Origin of the sequence: Dietzia sp. DQ12-76 (assembly GCF_014145045.1) — a bacterium.
Classification (GTDB): Bacteria; Actinomycetota; Actinomycetes; order Mycobacteriales; family Mycobacteriaceae; genus Dietzia.
Genome location: NZ_JAALDV010000074.1, coordinates 1 through 13,664, shown reverse-complemented (window position 1 = coordinate 13,664; position 13,664 = coordinate 1). Strand labels below are relative to the sequence as shown.

Annotated in this window: 20 protein-coding genes; all 20 read left to right on the top strand. The window is 67.9% G+C overall.

Features of this window, described 5'->3' with window-relative positions; all coding sequences use genetic code 11:
• Positions 1-1,265 (top strand): alpha/beta hydrolase (locus G6019_RS03730; protein ID WP_182627056.1); only part of this gene is annotated, 1,265 nt, incomplete at its 5' end.
• A 146-nt stretch (positions 1,266-1,411) separates the two neighbouring features.
• Positions 1,412-1,780, top strand: a complete 369-nt coding sequence (gene rplN / locus G6019_RS03725) for a 50S ribosomal protein L14 (protein WP_095717592.1) — start codon at positions 1,412-1,414, stop codon at positions 1,778-1,780.
• Between the two features lies 1 nt (position 1,781).
• Positions 1,782-2,096: a 50S ribosomal protein L24 gene (gene rplX, locus G6019_RS03720; RefSeq protein ID WP_017838203.1), complete on the top strand. Its 315-nt coding sequence runs from the start codon at positions 1,782-1,784 to the stop codon at positions 2,094-2,096.
• Positions 2,097-2,098: 2 nt separating this feature from the next.
• The gene (gene rplE, locus G6019_RS03715; protein ID WP_107757056.1) at positions 2,099-2,671 is read left to right on the top strand and encodes a 50S ribosomal protein L5; all 573 of its coding nucleotides are present in this window, start codon (positions 2,099-2,101) and stop codon (positions 2,669-2,671) included.
• 272 nt (positions 2,672-2,943) lie between these two features.
• The gene (gene rpsH, locus G6019_RS03710) at positions 2,944-3,342 is read left to right on the top strand and encodes a 30S ribosomal protein S8 (protein ID WP_107757055.1); all 399 of its coding nucleotides are present in this window, start codon (positions 2,944-2,946) and stop codon (positions 3,340-3,342) included.
• Positions 3,343-3,352: 10 nt separating this feature from the next.
• A complete protein-coding gene (gene rplF / locus G6019_RS03705; protein WP_107757054.1) occupies positions 3,353-3,889 on the top strand; it encodes a 50S ribosomal protein L6 in 537 nt (178 codons plus the stop codon).
• Between the two features lie 2 nt (positions 3,890-3,891).
• Positions 3,892-4,287, top strand: coding sequence for a 50S ribosomal protein L18 (gene rplR / locus G6019_RS03700; protein ID WP_107757053.1), 396 nt, complete (start codon positions 3,892-3,894; stop codon positions 4,285-4,287).
• A 43-nt stretch (positions 4,288-4,330) separates the two neighbouring features.
• Positions 4,331-4,996, top strand: coding sequence for a 30S ribosomal protein S5 (gene rpsE, locus G6019_RS03695; protein WP_107757052.1), 666 nt, complete (start codon positions 4,331-4,333; stop codon positions 4,994-4,996).
• 3 nt (positions 4,997-4,999) lie between these two features.
• A complete protein-coding gene (rpmD, locus tag G6019_RS03690) occupies positions 5,000-5,182 on the top strand; it encodes a 50S ribosomal protein L30 (RefSeq protein ID WP_017838209.1) in 183 nt (60 codons plus the stop codon).
• A 2-nt stretch (positions 5,183-5,184) separates the two neighbouring features.
• Positions 5,185-5,634: a 50S ribosomal protein L15 gene (gene rplO / locus G6019_RS03685; protein ID WP_017838210.1), complete on the top strand. Its 450-nt coding sequence runs from the start codon at positions 5,185-5,187 to the stop codon at positions 5,632-5,634.
• A gap of 205 nt (positions 5,635-5,839) precedes the next feature.
• On the top strand, positions 5,840-7,162 hold the full coding sequence (gene secY / locus G6019_RS03680) for a preprotein translocase subunit SecY (protein WP_107757051.1): 1,323 nt from the start codon (positions 5,840-5,842) through the stop codon (positions 7,160-7,162).
• 49 nt (positions 7,163-7,211) lie between these two features.
• Positions 7,212-7,757: an adenylate kinase gene (locus G6019_RS03675; RefSeq protein ID WP_107757050.1), complete on the top strand. Its 546-nt coding sequence runs from the start codon at positions 7,212-7,214 to the stop codon at positions 7,755-7,757.
• Positions 7,758-7,763: 6 nt separating this feature from the next.
• Positions 7,764-8,567, top strand: coding sequence for a type I methionyl aminopeptidase (gene map / locus G6019_RS03670; protein ID WP_107757049.1), 804 nt, complete (start codon positions 7,764-7,766; stop codon positions 8,565-8,567).
• Positions 8,568-8,669: 102 nt separating this feature from the next.
• On the top strand, positions 8,670-9,947 hold the full coding sequence (locus G6019_RS03665) for a lipase family protein (RefSeq protein WP_194305419.1): 1,278 nt from the start codon (positions 8,670-8,672) through the stop codon (positions 9,945-9,947).
• Between the two features lie 113 nt (positions 9,948-10,060).
• Positions 10,061-10,282 carry a translation initiation factor IF-1 gene (infA, locus tag G6019_RS03660; RefSeq protein ID WP_010541191.1) on the top strand — a complete coding sequence of 74 codons (222 nt, stop codon included), beginning with the start codon at positions 10,061-10,063 and terminating at the stop codon, positions 10,280-10,282.
• Positions 10,283-10,450: 168 nt separating this feature from the next.
• Complete coding sequence (gene rpsM, locus G6019_RS03655; protein WP_017838215.1) at positions 10,451-10,819, top strand: 30S ribosomal protein S13; 369 nt, start codon at positions 10,451-10,453, stop codon at positions 10,817-10,819.
• A complete protein-coding gene (rpsK, locus tag G6019_RS03650; protein ID WP_017838216.1) occupies positions 10,819-11,226 on the top strand; it encodes a 30S ribosomal protein S11 in 408 nt (135 codons plus the stop codon). The genes rpsM and rpsK overlap by 1 nt, the downstream gene beginning before the upstream one ends.
• 22 nt (positions 11,227-11,248) lie before the next feature.
• Positions 11,249-11,854: a 30S ribosomal protein S4 gene (rpsD, locus tag G6019_RS03645; protein ID WP_107757048.1), complete on the top strand. Its 606-nt coding sequence runs from the start codon at positions 11,249-11,251 to the stop codon at positions 11,852-11,854.
• Between the two features lie 106 nt (positions 11,855-11,960).
• Positions 11,961-12,995, top strand: a complete 1,035-nt coding sequence (locus G6019_RS03640) for a DNA-directed RNA polymerase subunit alpha (RefSeq protein WP_017838218.1) — start codon at positions 11,961-11,963, stop codon at positions 12,993-12,995.
• Between the two features lie 34 nt (positions 12,996-13,029).
• A complete protein-coding gene (gene rplQ / locus G6019_RS03635; protein WP_182627054.1) occupies positions 13,030-13,626 on the top strand; it encodes a 50S ribosomal protein L17 in 597 nt (198 codons plus the stop codon).
• Positions 13,627-13,664: the final 38 nt, after the last annotated feature.

Here is a 13,664-nt window from a genome sequence, read left to right as displayed (position 1 = left end):
CGGGGACGGCGGGGGCGCAGAGCCTCGATCCCGGATCCCTGGTGCCGAGCGTCGCACCGGGCAGCCTGCTCGGGGTCCCGTCACTGAGCGTCGCCGCCCTCACGCAGTTGGGCGCCCCCATCCCGCTGACGTCCGTGCTCGGTTCGGTCGCCGCGGCCGGGTCCGGTGACTTCCCCCGCCCGGGCAGCTCCCAATCGCCCTCGGGGCCCGTCTCCACGCGCGACGGTTCGATCACGCAGACGACGGTGCGCGACATCGCCCCGCTGTTCCCGGGGTCGCTGAACCCCGTCGACCGCCGGGCGGAGGTCTGGACCGTCACATCGGCATCGATGCAGCGGACCGTCCGGGTCGAGGTGTACCGGGCGCCGGACGGCGTGGACGCGCCGAACGTGTATTTCCTCGACGGCGTGGGAAGCGAATCCCCGTCGGGGTGGAGCACCGGCATGGGCTGGGGCGACCCGGCCCTGCGCGACCGCGCGGTCAACGTGATCGCGCCGACGGGCGCTCCGGCCTCCATGTGGTCGGACTGGCAGTCCGACGACCCGGTCCTGGGGCCGAACATGTGGGAGACCTTCCTGATCGACGAGTTGCCCCCGTTGCTGGAGGCCGGTCTGCCCGGCGCGGCCGCGCCTCTCGCGCACAACGGCAGCTGGGGCGTGATGGGGTTGTCGATGGGCGCGTCCGCCGCCGTCCATCTGGCCAACACGAACCCCGGCATGTTCGACGCCGTCGCCGGGGTCAGCGGGGCCTATTCCACGACCGACGAACTCGGGTACCAGTACGCACGGTTGACCGTGGCCGCGCGGAACGGCGACGTCACCAACATGTGGGGCCCGCGGGGCTCCCAGGCGTGGCGGGACCACGACACGGTGTCCGACCCGTCCGGCCTCGCCGGCAAGACCGTGTACCTCAGTGCCGCCACGGGTCGGGTGGGCTCGGCCGAGCTGGGTCATTTCGGCAGCAACGAGATGATCCTGGTGGACGGGCACATCCTGGAGAAGGGCTCCTACGAGAGCACCAGGCGGCTCGAGTCCGAACTCGCGGGGGTCCCGGGGGTCGATCTGCGGATGAACTACATGCCGACCGGCATCCACAACTGGCCCGTCTTCGTGACCCAGATGCTGCCGGGGATGGATCACATCCTGTCGGGTCTGGCGCCGGCGGTCCCGAGCGCCCGGCCGGCGTCCGGGGGAGTGGATCCCGGTTCCGCCGGCTCGGCGGGGTCGCTGGGGTCGACCGGATCGGCCGGCTCCCTCGGCGGCTGACGCCGATTTGGGGCCCGGCCACCGGGAGCCCTACACTGGAACAGTTGCCCGTGGTGGCCGAGTCGAGAGATCCGGCCGGGGCGACATGACCGCGTGTGTCGGGTCGGAATCCGGCACACATCTGAACAAGCCTGGTCAGGAGAACCATGATCCAGCAGGAGTCGCGACTCAAGATCGCCGACAACACGGGTGCCAAGGAGATTCTCTGCATCCGCGTTCTCGGTGGATCCAAGCGTCGCTATGCCGGCGTGGGCGACATCATCGTCGCCACCGTCAAGGACGCCATCCCCGGTGGCAACGTCAAGAAGGGTGAGGTCGTCAAGGCCGTCATCGTGCGCACCGCCAAGGAGCGCCGTCGCCCGGACGGGTCGTACATCAAGTTCGACGAGAACGCCGCCGTCATCATCAAGAACGACAACGACCCGCGCGGGACCCGCATCTTCGGGCCCGTCGGTCGTGAACTGCGCGACAAGAAGTTCATGCGCATCGTCTCGCTGGCTCCGGAGGTGCTCTGACATGAAGGTCCACAAGGGCGACACGGTGCTCGTCATCGCCGGCAAGGACAAGGGCGCCAAGGGCAAGGTCATCCAGGCCTACCCGGCGCAGGAGAAGGTTCTCGTCGAGGGCGTGAACCGCATCAAGAAGCACACCGCCAACTCGGCTGCCGAGCGTGGTGCCTCCTCCGGTGGCATCGTCACGCAGGAGGCCCCGATCCACGTGTCCAACGTGATGGTCGTGGACGCCGACGGCACCCCGTCGCGCGTCGGAATCCGCACCGACGAGAACGGTAAGCGCGTCCGGGTCTCGCGCAAGACCGGGAAGGACCTGTGACCATGACCGACACCGCACTTCCCACCGCGTACACCCCGCGCCTCAAGGCCCGGTACAGCTCCGAGATCAGGCCGGCGCTGAACGAGACGTTCGAGTACGCGAACGTCATGCAGATCCCCGGCGTCGTCAAGGTCGTCGTCAACATGGGCGTCGGCGACGCCGCCCGTGACGCCAAGCTGATCAACGGCGCCATCAACGACCTCACGCTCATCACCGGCCAGAAGCCGCAGGTCCGTCGGGCCCGCAAGTCCATCGCGCAGTTCAAGCTCCGCGAGGGCATGCCCATCGGCGCCCGTGTGACGCTCCGCGGTGACCGCATGTGGGAGTTCCTCGATCGCCTGACGACGATCGCCCTCCCGCGTATCCGCGACTTCCGCGGCCTGTCGGGCAAGCAGTTCGACGGTCACGGGAACTACACCTTCGGCCTCAACGAGCAGACCATGTTCTACGAGATCGACGTGGACAAGGTCGACCGCCCCCGGGGCATGGACATCACGGTGGTCACCACCGCGACGAACGACGAAGAAGGTCGGGCGCTGCTCAAGCACCTCGGCTTCCCCTTCAAGGAGGACTGACCCCCTCCTCGGGCCGGACCGGCCGTCCGCGTCGGGGCACCGCATCCAGCGGGTCCCCGGCGGCGGGCAGACGGCCCAGCCGTCGGGTCGTGAATGACGAGAAGAGCGTCACGCACGGCGGGTTCCGCTCCAGATCGGCGACGATCGGCGGCACCCACACAACCGAACATTCGAACTCTTCGTGATAGGCCCACGACGGACGGGGCCGGCCCACAGGTCGGCGCGGACCGTGCTGCATGGGAACCGTGACGAGAAAGGAACATGGTAACTCCATGTCGATGACCGACCCCATCGCGGACATGCTGACGCGTGTGCGTAACGCCAACTCGGCGTTCCACGACACCGTCTCCATGCCGCATTCCAAGCTCAAGGGCAACATCGCGGCGATCCTCAAGCAAGAGGGTTACATCAGCGACTACACCGTCGAGGACGCCGAGGTGGGCAAGAAGCTCACCATCGACCTCAAGTACGGCCCGTCGCGCCAGCGCAGCCTCCAGGGCATCAAGCGAGTCTCCAAGCCGGGTCTCCGCGTGTACGCCAAGTCCACCGGCCTGCCCAAGGTCCTCGGCGGCCTCGGTATCGCGATCATCTCGACCTCCCAGGGTCTGCTCACGGACCGTCAGGCGAACAACAAGAAGGTGGGCGGGGAAGTCCTCGCCTACGTCTGGTAAGGGGCGAGATATGTCACGTATCGGCAAGGCTCCGATCACCGTTCCGTCCGGAGTCGACATCAAGGTCGACGGCCAGACGATCACCGTCAAGGGTCCCAAGGGTGAGCTCACCCAGGACCTGCCCGCACCGATCACGGTGACGGTCGAGGAGGGCACCCTCACGGTGAACCGTCCCGACGACCACCGCGACAACCGCTCCCTGCACGGTCTCTCCCGTTCCCTGGTCAACAACATGGTCGTGGGAGTCACCGAGGGGTACGTGCAGAAGATGGAGATCTTCGGCGTGGGCTACCGCGTCGTGGCCAAGGGCCAGGACCTCGAGTTCGCCCTCGGCTACTCGCACCCCGTGCCGATCGCGGCACCCGACGGCATCACCTTCGCCGTCGAGGGGGCCACGAAGTTCTCGATCTCCGGGATCGACAAGCAGCAGGTGGGCCAGATCGCCGCCAACATCAAGCGTCTGCGGAAGCACGACCCGTACAAGGGCAAGGGCATCCGTTACGAGGGCGAGCAGGTCCGTCGCAAGGTCGGAAAGACGGGTAAGTGACCATGAGCAGCACACAGAAGCGTTCCCCGCTGGGTACCGATGTCTCGACGGCGCGTCGAGTCAGCCGCGCCCGGCGCCACTACCGCCTCCGCAAGAAGGTCGCCGGCACCCCCCAGCGTCCGCGGCTGGTCGTCAACCGGTCCTCGCGTCACATCCACGCCCAGATCATCGACGACCAGGCCGGCCACACGCTGGCCGCGGCGTCGACGATCGAGGCCGAGGTGCGCACTCTCGAGGGCGACAAGAAGGACCGCAGCGCCAAGGTCGGCCAGCTCCTGGCCGAGCGCGCCAAGGCAGCCGGCATCGACGCCGTCGTGTTCGACCGTGGTGGCAACAAGTACCACGGCCGGATCGCGTCGTTGGCCGACGCCGCCCGCGAGGGTGGGCTGGAGTTCTGATGACCAACACCACTGCACTGACCTTTAACGGAAGGACCGTCTGATGCCGGGACGTCAGCGTCGTGACGGCGGCACCGGGCCCGCCGCGGACAACAAGACCACCACCACCAACGACAACGCCCAGGCCGGCCGCAGCGGCGGCGGGGGCCGCGGCCGTGGCGGAAACGATCGTCGCGGGGGCCGCGACGACGAGAAGTCACAGTTCATCGAGCGCGTCGTGACCATCAACCGCGTGTCCAAGGTCGTCAAGGGCGGTCGGCGGTTCAGCTTCACCGCCCTCGTGATCCTGGGCGACGGCAACGGCATGGTCGGCGTCGGGTACGGCAAGGCCAAGGAGGTGCCGGCGGCGATCCAGAAGGGGTCGGAGGAGGCACGGAAGAACTTCTTCCGCGTCCCGCTCATCGGCTCCACCATCCCGCACCCGATCCAGGGTGAGGCCGCTGCGGGCGTCGTCATGCTCCGCCCGGCCTCTCCGGGTACCGGTGTGATCGCCGGCGGCGCCGCGCGCGCCGTCCTCGAGTGCGCCGGCGTGCACGACATCCTGTGCAAGTCGCTGGGGTCGGACAACGCCATCAACGTCGTTCACGCGACGGTGGCAGCGCTCAAGGGTCTGCATCGTCCCGAGGAGGTCGCGGCCCGCCGCGGCCTGCCCATCGAGGACGTCGCTCCCGCGGGCATGCTCCGCGCACGTGCCGGACAGGGGGCGTAGATCATGGCCAACCTCAAGATCACCCAGGTCCGCGGCACGGTCGGGACCAAGCAGAACCAGAAGGACTCCCTGCGGACGTTGGGACTCAAGGGCATCCGGAAGACGGTCGTCCGTGAGGACAACGCCCAGACACGGGGTCTCATCAACGTCGTGAACCACCTCGTCGTGGTCGAAGAGACGGAGTGAGCATGACCATCAAGTTGCACCACCTGCGCCCGGCACCCGGCGCCCACACCGACAAGACCCGCGTGGGTCGTGGTGAGGGCGGTAAGGGCGGCAAGACCGCCGGTCGCGGTACCAAGGGCACCAAGGCACGCAAGAACGTCCCCGCGGCGTTCGAGGGTGGCCAGATGCCGATCCACATGCGGCTCCCGAAGCTCAAGGGCTTCAAGAACCGCAACAAGGTCGTCTTCCAGGTCGTCAACGTGTCCGACATCCAGCGGTTGTTCCCCTCCGGTGGGCAGGTCGGCGTGGCCGAGCTCGTCGCCGCAGGCGCCGTCCGCAAGAACCAGCCGGTCAAGGTCCTGGGCGACGGGGACATCTCCGTGGCCGTGACCGTGGCCGCCGACAAGGTCTCCGCGTCGGCGAAGTCCAAGATCGAGGCCGCCGGCGGAAGCGTGTCGGAGGCCGGGGCCTGAGTCCCCGACGGTCCCCGTGAGGGGACCGGCTGACGGGTGCAGGGGTCGGGTCCGAGAGTCTCGGATCCGGCCCCTGCACTCATCTTGATACAGTTTTTCTTGTTGTGCGTTCGGGGCCCGGCTCACTGCCGCCGGTCTGACCTCCCCGACGCATCGGCATTCGACGAAGGTGGCGGCCACGGGCCGTCCATGACCAGGAGGACATGTGCTCTCCGCACTCGCGTCCGCGATCAAGGACCGGGACCTGAGGAAGAAGATCCTCTTCACCCTCGGGATCATCATCCTCTACCGCATCGGCGCGCAGATCCCGTCGCCCGGTGTCGACTACCCCAAGCTCCGGGGCCTGCTCGACACCGCCCTGACCGGAGACAACGCGCAGTTGTACTCCCTGGTCAACCTGTTCTCCGGCGGGGCGCTCCTGCAGCTGTCCGTGTTCGCGATCGGCATCATGCCGTACATCACGGCGAGCATCATCGTGCAGCTGCTCACCGTGGTGATCCCCTACTTCGAGCAGCTCAAGAAGGAGGGGCAGTCCGGTCAGGCCAAGATGACGCAGTACACGCGGTATCTCACCATCGCGCTCGCCCTTCTGCAGTCCGCGGGCATCGTGGCCCTGGCCGACCGGGGGCAGCTGCTGGGCAACGGGGAGTCGGTCCTCATGGACAACGACATCCTGACGCTCGTCACCATCGTCATCGTGATGACAGCCGGCGCCGCTCTCGTCATGTGGTTCGGTGAGCTCATCACCGACCGCGGGGTCGGCAACGGCATGTCGCTCCTGATCTTCGCCGGCATCGCCTCGAGGATCCCCGCCGAGGGCGTCAACATCTACCAGAACTCCTCGACGCTCAAGTTCACGGCGGTCATGTTCGCGGTGGTCCTGATCGTGGTCGCGGTCGTCTTCGTCGAACAGGGCCAGCGTCGAATCCCGGTCCAGTACGCCAAGCGCATGGTCGGCCGGCGTCAGTACGGGGGCACCTCCACCTACCTGCCGCTCAAGGTCAACCAGGCCGGCGTCATCCCGGTGATCTTCGCGTCCTCGATGATGTACGTGCCGATCCTCATCACCCAGTTGATCCAGGGTCCCGAGCCGGCGGCGGACGGCTTCTGGCAGCGCTACGTCATGCAGTACCTGCAGAACCCGTCCAGCTGGGGCTATATCCTGCTGTACTTCGCGTTGATCATCTTCTTCGCGTACTTCTACGTGGCCATCCAGTTCGACCCGATGGAGCAGGCCGAGAACATGAAGAAATACGGCGGGTTCATCCCGGGCATCCGCCCGGGGCGCCCGACGGCCGAGTACCTCGGCTACGTGCTCAACCGGATCCTGCTGTTCGGATCGCTGTATCTCGGGTTGATCGCCGTGCTGCCCAACATCTTCCTCGACATGGGCAGTGGGGGTGGTGACATGCAGAACATGCCGTTCGGTGGCACCGCTGTGCTCATCATGGTGTCCGTGGGTCTCGACACCGTGAAGCAGATCGAGGCGCAGCTCATGCAGCGCAACTACGAGGGCTTCCTCAAGTAGGCGTTCGCGACCCCGAGCACATCACACTGTAGAAAGGCTGGTCCTCACCATGCGTCTCGTCCTCCTCGGCCCTCCCGGTGCCGGCAAGGGAACCCAGGCGGCCCTGCTCTCCGAGAAGCTCGGCGTGCCGCACATCTCCACGGGTGATCTCTTCCGCGCCAACATCTCGCAGGGGACGGACCTCGGCATGGAGGCCAAGTCCTACATCGACGCCGGGAACCTCGTTCCCGCGGACGTCACCAACCGGATGGTCGAGGCCCGTATCGCCGAGCCCGACGCCACGGAGGGCTTCCTGCTCGACGGGTACCCCCGCAGCGTGGAGCAGGCGGACGCGCTCAAGGAGATGCTCGCCGCGGCGGGTCAGGAGCTCGACGCCGTGATCGAGTTCAAGGTCGACGAGGACACCGTGGTCGCGCGGATGCTGGCCCGTGGCCGCGAGGACGACACCGAGGACGTGATCCGCAACCGCATGGCGGTGTACCGCTCCGAGACCGCACCCCTTCTCGAGTACTACGGCGCGGACGTCACCACCGTCGACGCGGTGGGCGAGGTGGACGAGATCAACGCGCGCGCCCTGGCCGCGCTGGATCGCTGATCCGACGTGTTCGGCCGGTCGCGCACCAGCGTCGTCACCGCGCGTACCCCCGGTGAGCTGGACGCGATGGAGGCGGCCGGCCGGATCGTCGGTCGCGCGCTCGTGGCCGCCCGCGACGCCGCGGTGCCCGGCGCGACCACAGCGGATCTCGACGAGCTCGTCGACCAACTGATCCGGGACGCCGGCGCGGTGCCCTCGTTCAAGGGGTACGAGGGCTTCCCCGGCTCGATCTGTTCCTCGGTCAACGAGGTGGTCGTGCACGGTATCCCGGGATCGGCCACCGTGCTCCGCGAGGGTGACCTGGTCTCGGTCGACTGCGGCGCCATCCTCGACGGGTGGCACGGGGACTCCGCCTGGACCTTCGGCGTCGGCGAGCTGGACCCCGATGTCGCCCTCCTCAACCAGGCGACCCGCGAGGTCCTCGAGGAGGGCATCCTGGCGATGTCGCCGGGAAACCGGCTGACCGACGTCTCCCATGCCCTCGAGCTCGCCACCCGCCGCGCGGAACAGCGCCACGGCGTCGCCCTCGGCATCGTCGACGGGTTCGGTGGGCACGGGATCGGGCGTGAGATGCACGAGTGGCCCTTCCTCGCCAACGAGGGCAAGCCGGGCAAGGGGCCGAGGCTCCAGGAGGGGTCGGTCCTGGCCGTCGAGCCGATGTTGGTTCTCGGTGGGGAAACCGACACCCGGACCCTGGCGGACGACTGGACCGTCGTCACGGTCGACGGCTCGCCGTCGTCGCACTGGGAGCACACGGTCGCCGTCACCGCCCACGGCCCACGGGTGCTCACCCCCCGCCCCCGAGACTGAGTCCCGTACGGACCGGGCGGCGCCCGGGGGAGCCGTGCCGGTGGCAGACGGGTCCGGGTTAGGGTGTTCCCACTGTCGACCACCGGCCCGAAAGGTCAGGGCATGCCCGTTCACCCACACGTGCGCCGAACCACCACCTCGACGCGCGCGGCGATCGCGGCCGCCCTCGCGGTGCTCGTGATCCTGGCCCAGCTCACGGGACCAGCCCCCTCGGCGGGGGCCCAGTCGGTCATGGAGGGCGGAACGGGATCCCTCATGGAGGACCCGCAGCCGGCGCCGTTCTATCACGCCGACCCCGCGGTGCTCGCGGGAGCGGCACTCGGTGAGGTGATCAACACCCGCGTCGTGACCATGCCGGCGTTCGCCGGGTACGAGGTGACGGAGATCGCGTACCGGTCGACCGACACCCGGGATCGTCCGATCCTCGCGACGGCGACGGTGGTCCGGCCGCCCCACGCCCGACCCAACGGGCCGGTCCTGAGCTACCAGCACTACCTGAACGCCCTCGGCCAGCGGTGCGCCCCCACGGAGACCCTGGTCAACCCGACCCTGGAGACCGCGCAGGACAACGCGATGGCGTTCCTCCGCGTCCGGTTGGACCAGGGGTGGACGGTGATCATTCCCGACCATCTCGGGCCCAAGGTGGCCTACCCCGGTGGTCAACTGTCCGCGCGGATCGTGCTGGACGGGATGCGGGCGGTGCGCGACGACCCCCGCTTCGACGCCCGGGACAGCCGCTTCGGCGCGCTGGGGTATTCCGGCGGAGGCATCGCCAGTGCCTGGGTCTCGGTCATGCACCACGACTACGCGCCGGACGTCAACCTCGTGGGCGTCGCGCAGGGCGGTATCCCGACGGACATGACGACGATGGCCCGGATGATCGGCAACGGGCCGCACCCGGCGTTCGGGTTGGCCTTCGCCGCCGCCGTGGGGATGGCCCGGGAATACCCGGAGGACATCCGACTGGAGGACAGACTCACCCCCGAGGGCTGGGCGCTGTTCGAGCAGATGAAGGGGCGGTGCACGGCCTCCCTGCTGTTCTTCGGCGCGTTCCGCTCCGTGCCGCTGGTCCTGCAGGGGGGAGACCTGGTCGCCGAGGAGGGTCTGATGCGCGCGTTCGCCGAGAACAGCGTGCGACTGTCGCCGGTCGCCCCCCGCGTGCCGGTGTTCATGTGGCATTCCCGGACCGACCCGCTGGTGCCCTTCTGGGACGCGGAGGAGACCGCTGCGCGCTACTGCCGCGAGGGGACCCCGCTGACCTGGGAGCCGGGCCTGGCGCCCGAGCATCTCCTCGGCGCGGTGGAGAAGCTGCCGGCGGCGATGAACTGGCTGCAGGAACGGTTCGACGGGGTCCCGGCGGGACGCGCCTGCTACGGATGACCGCCGATTGGCACTGCACCGCGCACTGACGTAGGCTTATACGTCGGTGTGCCCACCAGTGCACCAGAATCCGGTAGATGACATCCGGGGAATCGTGGAGGACCGTTACCAGCATGGCAAAGAAAGACGGAGCCATCGAGGTCGAGGGCCGGGTTGTCGAGCCGTTGCCGAACGCAATGTTCCGCGTCGAGCTCGAGAACGGACACAAGGTCCTGGCGCACATCAGTGGGAAGATGCGGCAGCACTACATCCGCATCCTTCCCGAGGACCGCGTGGTCGTCGAGCTGTCGCCGTACGACCTCACCCGCGGTCGGATCGTCTACCGCTACAAGTAAATCGCTCAACTCCCCGTACCAGCCGCTTCCCGCATCGTCGGCGAGGCGGGTACCACACCCCTGGATGCGGAGGCCAGGGCCCCGGACGGATGCTCATCGTGAGATGACCATGCGCCAGCGGGGACGGTCGGGGAGCAGACCTACCGCACGACGAAAGAGAAACGCCACATGGCACGTCTTGCCGGCGTCGATCTCCCACGCGACAAGCGTATGGAGATCGCGCTCACCTACATTTTCGGCATCGGTCGCACGCGGGCCGTCGAGATCCTCGAGCGGACCGGGATCAGCCCGGACCTGCGCACCAAGGATCTCACCGACGAGCAGCTGACCGTCCTTCGTGACGACATCGAAGGCAACTACAAGGTCGAGGGTGACCTCCGCCGTGAGATCCAGGGCGATATCCGCCGGAAGATCGAGATCGGCAGCTACCAGGGCATCCGCCACCGCCGGGGTCTGCCCGTCCGCGGACAGCGCACCAAGACCAACGCCCGGTCCCGTAAGGGCCCGAAGAAGACCGTCGCCGGAAAGAAGAAGTAATGCCCCCCAAGTCACGCGCTGCGGGCCCCAAGAAGACGGGCCGTCGCAGGGAGAAGAAGAACGTCGCTCACGGCCAGGCCCACATCAAGAGCACGTTCAACAACACGATCGTCTCGATCACCGATCCGTCCGGTGCCGTTCTGGCCTGGGCGTCCTCGGGCCACGTCGGGTTCAAGGGCTCGCGCAAGTCGACGCCCTTCGCCGCTCAGCTCGCCGCCGAGAACGCGGCCCGCAAGGCGCAGGAGCACGGCATGAAGAAGGTCGACGTCTTTGTCAAGGGCCCGGGTTCGGGTCGTGAGACCGCGATCCGTTCACTCCAGGCCGCAGGCCTCGAGGTGGGCACGATCTCCGATGTCACCCCCCAGCCCCACAACGGCTGTCGTCCGCCCAAGCGGCGTCGAGTCTGAGCCGGAAGGAACGTAGAGAACCATGGCACGTTACACCGGCCCTGTCACCCGCAAGTCCCGCCGTCTGGGCGTGGACCTCGTCGGTGGGGACACCGCATTCGAACGTCGGCCCTTCCCGCCCGGCCACCACGGCCGCGCGCGGATCAAGGAGTCCGAGTACCGCACGCAGCTGCAGGAGAAGCAGAAGGCCCGCTTCACCTACGGCGTGATGGAGAAGCAGTTCCGTCGCTACTACGAGGAGGCCAACCGCCGCGGCGGTAAGACCGGTGAGAACCTCCTCCAGATCCTCGAGTCGCGTCTGGACAACGTCGTGTACCGCGCGGGTCTCGCGCAGACGCGTCGCCAGGCACGCCAGCTCGTGAACCACGGCCACTTCCGGGTCAACGACCAGAAGGTGACCATCCCGAGCTACCGGGTCTCGCAGTACGACATCATCGACGTCCGTCCCAAGTCCACCAAGATGGACTGGTTCGAGATCGCCCAGGAGAGCCTCGGCGAGCGTCCCGTCCCGGCGTGGCTGCAGGTCGTCCCCACGACGCTCCGCATCCTCGTCCACCAGCTCCCCGAGCGCGCGCAGATCGACGTGCCGCTGCAGGAGCAGTTGATCGTCGAGCTCTACTCGAAGTGATCCGTCCTCCCTCGTCGCCGGGAGGGCCGCACATCGCGGCCCTCCCGGCGACGGTGGGTTACTACGGCGTCAAATAGCGGACGCCGAGAATCGAAAGAGGTAGCACATGCTCATCTCCCAGCGGCCCACACTCACCGAGGAGGTCGTCTCCGAGAACCGCTCGCGGTTCGTGCTCGAGCCCCTCGAGCCCGGTTTCGGCTACACCATCGGGAACTCGCTGCGTCGCACGCTGCTGTCGTCCATCCCGGGCGCGGCCGTGACCAGCATCCGTATCGAGGGTGTCCTGCACGAGTTCACCACCGTGCCGGGCGTCAAGGAGGATGTCACCGACATCATCTTGAACCTCAAGGGCCTCGTCGTCTCGTCCGTCGAGGACGAGCCGGTCACCATGTACCTCAAGAAGCAGGGCCCGGGCGCCGTCACCGCCGGCGACATCGTCCCGCCCGCGGGCGTCGAGGTGCACAACCCGGACCTGCACATCGCCACCCTCAACGAGAAGGGGCGCCTGGAGATCGAGCTGGTCGTCGAGCGCGGTCGCGGGTACGTCCCCGCCGGGCTCAACAAGGACGCGGGACACGAGATCGGCCGTATCCCGGTCGACTCGATCTACTCGCCCGTGCTCAAGGTGACCTACAAGGTCGAGGCCACCCGTGTGCACCAGCGCACGGACTTCGACCGCCTGGTCCTCGACGTCGAGACCAAGAACTCGATCACCGCGCGTGACGCCCTGGCGTCCGCCGGCAAGACCCTGGTCGAGCTCTTCGGCCTGGCGCGGGAGCTCAACGACGAGGCCGAGGGCATCGAGATCGGGCCCAGCCCGGCCGAGGCCGATCACATCGCCGCCTACGGCATGCCGATCGACGACCTGGACCTGTCCGTCCGGTCCTACAACTGCCTCAAGCGAGAGGGAGTCCACACCGTGGGCGAGCTCGTGGCGCGCAGTGAGTCCGACCTGCTCGACATCCGCAACTTCGGTCAGAAGTCGATCGACGAGGTCAAGGTCAAGCTCGTGGAGCTCGGCCTGTCGCTCAAGGATGCGCCCCCCGGGTTCGATCCCGCCTCGGTCGCCGGTTACGACGCCGAGACCGGCACGTGGACCGACGAGGGTGGCGAGGATTACGCCGAGACCGAGCAGCTCTGACGAGCTCTCAGCACACCATTCCTAGGAGAATCTGATGCCCAAGCCCAAGAAGGGCGCCCGCCTCGGCGGATCCGCTTCCCACCAGCGGCTCATCCTCTCGAACCTGGCCACCCAGCTGTTCGAGCACGATGCGATCCGCACCACGGAGACCAAGGCGAAGCTGCTTCGTCCGTACGCGGAGAAGCTCATCACCAAGGCCCGTCGTGGCACGCTGGCCGACCGTCGTGAGGCCGCCAAGGTCATCCGCGACAAGGACGTCCTGCACAAGCTGTTCGCCGAGATCGGCCCCCGGGTCGCGAACCGCGACGGCGGCTACACCCGGATCGTCAAGCTCGAGAACCGCAAGGGCGACAACGCGCCCATGGCGATGATCGCGCTCGTCACCGAGGAGCTCGCCTCCGCCGAGGCCTCCCGTGCCACCCGTGCCGCCGCCTCCAAGAAGGCCGCGGCCCCGGCGGAGCCCGCCGAGGAGACCACGGACGAGGTGACCGCCGAGGCCGAGGCCAACAGCCCGATCGCCGATCAGGTCGAGGCCGCGGACGACGCCGACGTGGACACCGCCGAGGAGACCGCCGACGCCGTGTCCGAGGACACGACCCACGCCACCAGCGAGGACACCGACAAGGCCTGAGTCATCGAGGGCCGATCCGTCCCGGATCGGGTGTGAGG

Coding starts and splice junctions, on each gene's coding strand:
- rplN (WP_095717592.1), top strand. CDS start 1,412: ATGATCCAGCAGGAGTCGCGACTCAAGATCGCCGACAACACGGGTGCC.
- rplX (WP_017838203.1), top strand. CDS start 1,782: ATGAAGGTCCACAAGGGCGACACGGTGCTCGTCATCGCCGGCAAGGAC.
- rplE (WP_107757056.1), top strand. CDS start 2,099: ATGACCGACACCGCACTTCCCACCGCGTACACCCCGCGCCTCAAGGCC.
- rpsH (WP_107757055.1), top strand. CDS start 2,944: ATGTCGATGACCGACCCCATCGCGGACATGCTGACGCGTGTGCGTAAC.
- rplF (WP_107757054.1), top strand. CDS start 3,353: ATGTCACGTATCGGCAAGGCTCCGATCACCGTTCCGTCCGGAGTCGAC.
- rplR (WP_107757053.1), top strand. CDS start 3,892: ATGAGCAGCACACAGAAGCGTTCCCCGCTGGGTACCGATGTCTCGACG.
- rpsE (WP_107757052.1), top strand. CDS start 4,331: ATGCCGGGACGTCAGCGTCGTGACGGCGGCACCGGGCCCGCCGCGGAC.
- rpmD (WP_017838209.1), top strand. CDS start 5,000: ATGGCCAACCTCAAGATCACCCAGGTCCGCGGCACGGTCGGGACCAAG.
- rplO (WP_017838210.1), top strand. CDS start 5,185: ATGACCATCAAGTTGCACCACCTGCGCCCGGCACCCGGCGCCCACACC.
- G6019_RS03675 (WP_107757050.1), top strand. CDS start 7,212: ATGCGTCTCGTCCTCCTCGGCCCTCCCGGTGCCGGCAAGGGAACCCAG.
- G6019_RS03665 (WP_194305419.1), top strand. CDS start 8,670: ATGCCCGTTCACCCACACGTGCGCCGAACCACCACCTCGACGCGCGCG.
- infA (WP_010541191.1), top strand. CDS start 10,061: ATGGCAAAGAAAGACGGAGCCATCGAGGTCGAGGGCCGGGTTGTCGAG.
- rpsM (WP_017838215.1), top strand. CDS start 10,451: ATGGCACGTCTTGCCGGCGTCGATCTCCCACGCGACAAGCGTATGGAG.
- rpsK (WP_017838216.1), top strand. CDS start 10,819: ATGCCCCCCAAGTCACGCGCTGCGGGCCCCAAGAAGACGGGCCGTCGC.
- rpsD (WP_107757048.1), top strand. CDS start 11,249: ATGGCACGTTACACCGGCCCTGTCACCCGCAAGTCCCGCCGTCTGGGC.
- G6019_RS03640 (WP_017838218.1), top strand. CDS start 11,961: ATGCTCATCTCCCAGCGGCCCACACTCACCGAGGAGGTCGTCTCCGAG.
- rplQ (WP_182627054.1), top strand. CDS start 13,030: ATGCCCAAGCCCAAGAAGGGCGCCCGCCTCGGCGGATCCGCTTCCCAC.